This is a genomic window from Citreicoccus inhibens (assembly GCF_019039035.1).
Lineage (GTDB): Bacteria > Myxococcota > Myxococcia > Myxococcales > Myxococcaceae > Citreicoccus > Citreicoccus inhibens.
The window spans coordinates 1-4,550 of record NZ_JAHNZT010000090.1 but is presented as its reverse complement, the minus strand read 5'-3'; the positions used below and the strand labels follow the sequence as shown (position 1 = coordinate 4,550).

The following is a 4,550-nucleotide window of genomic DNA, read 5'->3' as shown; positions in this document are numbered from 1 at the left end:
CGGTGGCGGTACACCGTGGCTCGCGGTACGCGCCAGGTGGCCATCACCCGTGTCAGCCCATAGGGCTTGCGGCAGGAAGGCGAGAGCTGGGCGCTCATCCTCTCGACTTCCTCCAGGGAAAACCCGGTGCGTTGCCCTCCAGCAACTGCGCCTTCTCTTCCAAGAGCTCGTTCTTCATCATCAACTCGCCCACCATCGCCTTCAGCCGCAGCACCTCATCATCCGCTGGCTCCGGCTCGCGGCTCTTCAACCCCGACTCACCCGCGGCCAGGAACTTCTCCCTCCACTCGCTCAGCACCGCCCCCGTGACACCCAGTTCCCGAGAGAGCGCGTCGAGGTCCTCGCCCTTCAGTAGTCGGAGCACCGCCTCCTTCTTCCTCTTCGCCGAGAACCGTCCACGCTCCGACGTCCTGTCCTGCTTCTGCTGCTTCTTCACATCCACCTCACGCGGGGGCGTTTATCCCCCAGAGCGGTGTCTCAAGAAATCGTGGGGCGGAGGAAAGGCCAGCAGCACGAGTCCACGATGGCCGAGGAGCTCCTGGTCCATGCCGAGGGAGAGGCCTTCATCGCGGATACGGCCTATGACGCCGACCACATTCGCTCCTGCGTTCGCAGGCTCGGGATGAAGCCAGTCATTCACCCTCACCCGAGCAGGAAGCGCCCGCTGCAATTGAACCGAGCGCTCTACCGATTGCGATACCGGGTGGAGTGCTGCTTCCACGACCTCAAGCGATGCCGCGCCGTCGCCACCCGCTACGACAAGACGGCGACCTGCTACCTCGCCGTCCTCCACGTCGCGGCCATGGCTCTGTGGCTGCATTAATCAGGGACAGCCCCTAGCCCCAGGAGGAACACCTATCACTCGGCGCTTAATGGAGTCTGACTATCAAGGTTCTGGTCTCCTGTCTCTTGAACAGTACGAGGAATACGGACACTTCAGCTACGCCGAGTGCGCCAAACGATTCGGGCTCGGCCGTCCATATGTCTACCTAACCGCACGTACTATTATCGCGACTGTTCGCAAGGTTCGCGACCTGCCGCACAACGGCTCAACAAAAGCAAACATCCCAGAGAACGAGGTGCTTTTTATCGATCCAGGGACATACCGAACAGAATCGAATGTGCATGACGAGAAGACCTTTCACGCCAACGCTGACTCGGTTTTCAACGTCGGCGAGACCATAATCACAGGACATATCCCTCGCGAATGCTGGATAGAACTGACGGTGCAGGCATTCGATCGACTTAGAGCGGGCCGACCTAAAGGACGACTTATTTGGGAAGACCTGTGGGAGCTGTCAGGTCAGACCTTCACTATGCAACTTTAGAAGAAAAATCAGCAGCGCGCGGCACGGCACGGCACGGCACGGCACGGCACGGGGAAAGAACTCGGCAGTCCCAGAGGTGAGTCAATGAAACACGCTTCTCTGCTGTTTGTGTCGCTCACCGTGCTCGCCGGCTGTTCGACGTCGCAGCAGGCGACTCGTGTGCCTCACGCACCACAGGCCGAGGCGGACCGGTATGTCTTCCCGTCCGTCACCTTCGAGGCGGGGCGCACCACGGTGCTCGGCGGCGACGTCGCGACCGCCGTGCAACTCGCGATGGACGACTTCCTGCCCCTGAGCCGCGAACGCCGAAGGACGCCACGCCGCTCCAGGCATGCCTCTCCCGGCGCGACATCTACGAAGTCATGGTGGAGCCCCAGCCGGGCGGAATCATCCTGGTCGCGATCTCCCCGCACCGGGAGCGCTGCAGCCCGAACGACGACTCGAATGACACAGGCGGCATCTACGCCGTGGACCCGAGGCGCGGCCTCATCATCGCGGAGCAGCGATAGGCGCCGCGCTCGCCCCAGCTCCAGGAACACAGCATCCCGAGAGTGTGACTGGCGGCCAGTCCTACTTTGCGCAGCCCCACTCCGTGAGGTCGTCATTAGTGGCCGCACACGTCTCGTCGCTGGCGCAATCGCTGGAGAGCGCGTGTGGGTCACAGGCGCGTGCGCAGTAACCATCGCCAGTGGAGCACACCTGCCTTTCGGGGCACGCCCCGCCGTCGCCGCAGGGGAGTCTGCACCGAGATAGGACCTGCGGAACACCACGTCCCGTCACTCGAAGGGCGCGGTCGCATCGCTGCCCCACCGGGCATGAGGTGGCCGTGCACGAGTCGCCCACTGCCTCCACGCAGAGGTGGAGTGGAGCGAACAGGTCGTCACACACCTGCCCCGCTGGGCACGAGCCACTCTCGCAAGACGGGACGCACGAGGCTGTCCCGTCCTCGCTGTCCCGAGTGCATTGCGTGCCAGCCGGGCAGGACGGGCTAGCAAGAGAGCAGGGACGGCCACACCACCCGAAGTTGCATTCAAGTCCCTCCTCGCACGCCGTCGCCTTCGAGCGCTGTCGGTACGCACAGGGCTCGCCTTCGCCCCGCACGCCGGCCGGAAGGCACCGACGAATGCGCTCGCCGGGGCTTCCGGCATTCGCGAAGCGACACACCTCCCCCGGGAAGCAGTGCGCATCCTCCTCGCACTCCTCTGGCATGCACTCCTGGAGGTGCGTCTTCGCGTTGACGAGACAGGCATGGCGCGGGGGGCACTCCGCGCTGCGCCGGCACGAGCCAACAGAGAGTCCCTGTGGTGTCCATCTGGGCTCAAGGTACGGCCACTCATCGTCGTGGCCCGCCTCGGCATCAGCGGGCTCGGCTGCGGCAGCAGGGGCACTCCCTGTGTCCAGCACCGGAGCGGATAGTGCGCTCTGACGGGCCAACAGGGCTGGCATGGGAGAGCGGGCCGCGTCAAAACGCATGTCATCCAGAGGGCGAGGTGCCGCCGCGAGCGCATGCGTCGCCACACGCGCGGAGGTGGATGGCCGCGCAGCTCCCCACGTCACGAGGAGAGCCACGCATGCGCCGACGCACCAGAGTGCGACCCAGCGAGCCATCTACGCCTCCTCAGCGCTCCGACGCGGCCACTGGCACGTTGCTGTCTGGCTTCGCGCCACAGTCCTTGACGTTCCACACCTGGCGGCAAACGAACTTGTTCCCCGGGCGCACCTCGCAGTGCTCCTCCCAGCACGACTGAGCCTTGGGCTTCTCGCTGCCGCTGTCCTCGGATTTCTTCCCCCCTGCGGGATTCTTGCCGGAAGCCCACCTGGGCTCGTCCGTCGGGGCCCTCTCAGCGGAGGTCGCGGTACTACAACCTGCGGCGAGCACGAGCAGCAACCACCTCATCTTCTTCATACGCCCCCCAGACGTGCTGGGCATCACACGTCCGGGCGGCAGCAACAATCGAACGGTCGGGCCGATGGGTGGCAGCCAACAACGCCCATCGGCCTACCCGAGGAGGGGAGCCCTACGCAGCCCGCGGCAGTTCGTGCTCGCGCGCAGCCTCAGTCCGGGATGGGTGCCTGAATACCCTGCACTGGGCAAATAGATTCAGGCGATGCCCAATTCCTCGCTATCCTTGCAATGCAGTCAAAAAACAAAACTGGGAGAGACGCATGCGAGTTGGACTCGTTGGTGGGATGTTGGCTTTCGGCCTGCTGTTCGGCTGCGGTGGCCCGGAGTCGAGCACCGCAGCCGAGGACTCCGCGTCCGACGGCACTGCAGCTTCGGTGGAGCAGCAGGTGCTGTCAGAGTGCGCAAAGAACTGTAAGCGGGCGTGCACGAACTGTCTGTCCGTCGCCCACGGGGACATCAAGGCTGAGCGAGCCTGCGAGGAAGCATGGACGCAGTGCCTCACCGACTGCTGAGCCCCTACGCCTCTGAGGCGTAACGCGGTGCCGAGTCCTCGATTGCGCGAGGGCTCGGCTTCCGCACTTTCACATCCCGCGGTCTCCGGCTGGTATGGGGCAGTAGATACCCCGCACAGTGCAACCATCCCCGGGCTGCTACTCAGACTCTCGCTATCCTTGCAGTGCAGTCAAAACAACCAAGGCAAGGAGTGGCGCATGAGAACTGGACTTGTGGCTGGACTGGTTGCTTTCGGGTTGCTGGCTGGTTGCGGTGGCCCATCGGACGAAGTCGCACCGGATAACACGTCAGCGGCAGAGCAGTCGCTGACGGTTCCGACCTGCAGTGATATCTGCTGGGGCGAATGGGATAACTGCCTCAGGGTTGCGCAAGGCAACCCCAAAACAGAGGCCGCCTGCGAGAAAAAGTGGATCGCGTGCATGAACGCGTGCTGAAGCGCTCCCACTTCAACCAATAGACCCAGCGCCGAGCCCTCAGCTATTCGGGGCTCGACGCCCTGTACCGCACCTGATTGTTGAGACACCAGATTGGTAGCAATCAGGCCGCTTGCCGTTGCATGAGCTCTCGCCGGGCCTGAGTCGGCGAGAGGAAGTCGTGGCGCTCCAGCAGCCAGTGCTCGTTGTACTGGCGAGCCCAGTCGAGCAGAGCCAGACGTGTACTGGCTGCCGTTGTCGTGGCGGATGGCCAAGCCCGTGGCCACGCCCCGGCCGTATGCCCCGAAGCGAGCTTTGACGCCCTGGCGGATGGGCTCGAGGGCCTCGAAGCGAGTTCCCACCTTGGCGGCGTGGATGCCGACACACTCG

General features: G+C 64.1%; 4 protein-coding genes and 1 pseudogene. 3 read left to right on the top strand and 2 right to left on the bottom strand.

Going from position 1 to position 4,550, the window contains the following annotated elements; translation table 11 throughout:
- Positions 1-94: 94 nt before the first annotated feature.
- Positions 95-436 (bottom strand): transposase, encoded by a 342-nt coding sequence (locus KRR26_RS36155; protein WP_217082157.1) that lies wholly within the window; start codon positions 434-436, stop codon positions 95-97.
- A gap of 36 nt (positions 437-472) precedes the next feature.
- On the opposite strand from KRR26_RS36155, the gene KRR26_RS36150 reads away from it, so the two are divergent.
- The 3 genes from KRR26_RS36150 (at position 473) to KRR26_RS36140 (ending at position 1,837) form a co-directional block, all read left to right on the top strand.
- A complete protein-coding gene (locus tag KRR26_RS36150; protein WP_328707281.1) occupies positions 473-823 on the top strand; it encodes a transposase in 351 nt (116 codons plus the stop codon).
- A gap of 49 nt (positions 824-872) precedes the next feature.
- Positions 873-1,328, top strand: a complete 456-nt coding sequence (locus tag KRR26_RS36145) for a hypothetical protein (RefSeq protein ID WP_217082155.1) — start codon at positions 873-875, stop codon at positions 1,326-1,328.
- Between the two features lie 362 nt (positions 1,329-1,690).
- Complete coding sequence (locus KRR26_RS36140) at positions 1,691-1,837, top strand: hypothetical protein (RefSeq protein ID WP_217082154.1); 147 nt, start codon at positions 1,691-1,693, stop codon at positions 1,835-1,837.
- Positions 1,838-4,396: 2,559 nt separating this feature from the next.
- Here KRR26_RS36140 and KRR26_RS37260 read toward each other — a convergent pair.
- A pseudogene (locus KRR26_RS37260) lies at positions 4,397-4,550 on the bottom strand (IS3-like element ISMtsp5 family transposase); the annotation flags it as partial.